General features: G+C 69.9%; 2 protein-coding genes. Both read left to right on the forward strand.

Going from position 1 to position 1,570, the window contains the following annotated elements:
- The first annotated feature begins 99 nt into the window (after positions 1-99).
- Entirely contained in the window at positions 100-1,323 is a 1,224-nt protein-coding gene (locus FVW27_RS15070; RefSeq protein ID WP_167126648.1) for a lipid II:glycine glycyltransferase FemX, read from the forward strand.
- Between the two features lie 79 nt (positions 1,324-1,402).
- Positions 1,403-1,570: NAD(P)-binding domain-containing protein (locus tag FVW27_RS15075; RefSeq protein WP_167126651.1), on the forward strand; the 168-nt coding region annotated here is incomplete at its 3' end.

Raw genomic sequence — 1,570 nt, forward strand, 5'->3', positions numbered from 1 at the left:
GGCGGCGCGATGCCGCCGGTCCGCCGCTGCCCGGCCTGCCCCCTCCCGCGACCACGGACCGCGCCTGACGGCGCACGCCAACCTCAACAGGGATTCGACATGTTCGAGCTTTCACTGAAACGGACCGATGCGCTGCTGCCCACCGACATCCTGTTCCAGACGGGATACTGGGCGCAGGTAAAGGCCCGGCTGGGCTACACGCCGAAGGCGTTCGACCTGGCCGCCACCGACCGCCACGGCGACGTGCTGGTGCTGCTGCAACCCATGGGGCGCGGCCGCGCCATGGCCTACGTGCCGCAAGGGCCGGAGCACGCCCCCGCCGAGGAGGACTACGGTCCGTTCCTCGAAGACCTTTCCGAAGCGCTGGCCCGCAACCTTGGCCCGTCCGTGGCATTCATCCGCTACGACCTGCCGTGGGCCTCACCCTATGCCGACGACATGCGCGCCCACGGCAGCAACGCCTACCCGGAACCACGCATCCGCGAGATGCGCATGAACATGGGCACCCGCAACTGGAACCTGCGCAAGGCCCACCGCGACATGACCGTGGCCAGTTCGCTGGTGGTGGACCTGACCGGCACGGAGCAGGACATTCTGGCGCGCATGAAGCCCAAGACCCGCTACAACATCGGCCTTGCGGACCGGAAGGATGTGCGGGTTGACCCCGCCCCGCCGGACATGCTGCCGGTGTTCCACGGGCTGTACCGCCAGACCGCCCTGCGCAACGGCTTTGCCCCCTGCGGGTACGAGCAGTTCCAGGCCCTGTTCCGCGCCCGCCTGCGCGGCCTGAGCCCAGCAAGGGCAAAGCATGCCGCACCGCCGCATCCTGCCCGGGCGGATTGGCCGGGCGAGGGGGATTGGCACGGCTGGTGCGAGTGGGCTGGCGCGGCGGACCGCACGGACGCCGCGCGGCCCACGGGCACATCCGCCCCCTCCGCCACATTCCAGGACGCCGAACTCCTGTTCCTGCTGGCCCGCCACGGTACCGACGTGCTGGCCGGGGCCATTGTGGCCCTGTGCGGAACCACGGCGCACTTCCTGTACGGAGCCTCGTCCAACGAAAAGCGCCAGTGCATGGCCCCCTATGCCATGCACTGGAAGGCCATGCGCCTGGCCCGCCTGCACGGCTGCACCGCCTACGACATGGGTGCGGTACCGCCGGGGCTGGACCCGGCCCACCCCTTCCACGGGCTGCACCGTTTCAAGACCGGGTTCGGCGGCCGCGTGGAACTGCGCAGCGGCTCGTGGGACTACCCCATCGACCATGCCGCCCACCGCGATTTCTGCAACCTTGAAAGCCTGGAACGGCACAGGCCGTCCTGATTCCCGGCGCCGTAAACCGCGCAACACCATGGGGGTCGCCGCAACGCGCGGCTGCCCCGCCACCGCAAAGGAGCACGCCATGCAACGCATCGGATTCATTGGCTTGGGCATCATGGGTGCCCCCATGTGCCGCAACCTGCTCAAGGCCGGTTTTCCGGTAACCGCCTACACCCGCAACGGCGAAAAGCTGCGCGCCATGGCCGCCGAGGGCGCGGCGGCGGCGGAAAGCCCCGCCGCCGTGGCCGCC

Source organism: Nitratidesulfovibrio liaohensis, assembly GCF_011682075.1.
Lineage (GTDB): Bacteria > Desulfobacterota > Desulfovibrionia > Desulfovibrionales > Desulfovibrionaceae > Cupidesulfovibrio > Cupidesulfovibrio liaohensis.

Coding starts and splice junctions, on each gene's coding strand:
- FVW27_RS15070 (WP_167126648.1), top strand. CDS start 100: ATGTTCGAGCTTTCACTGAAACGGACCGATGCGCTGCTGCCCACCGAC.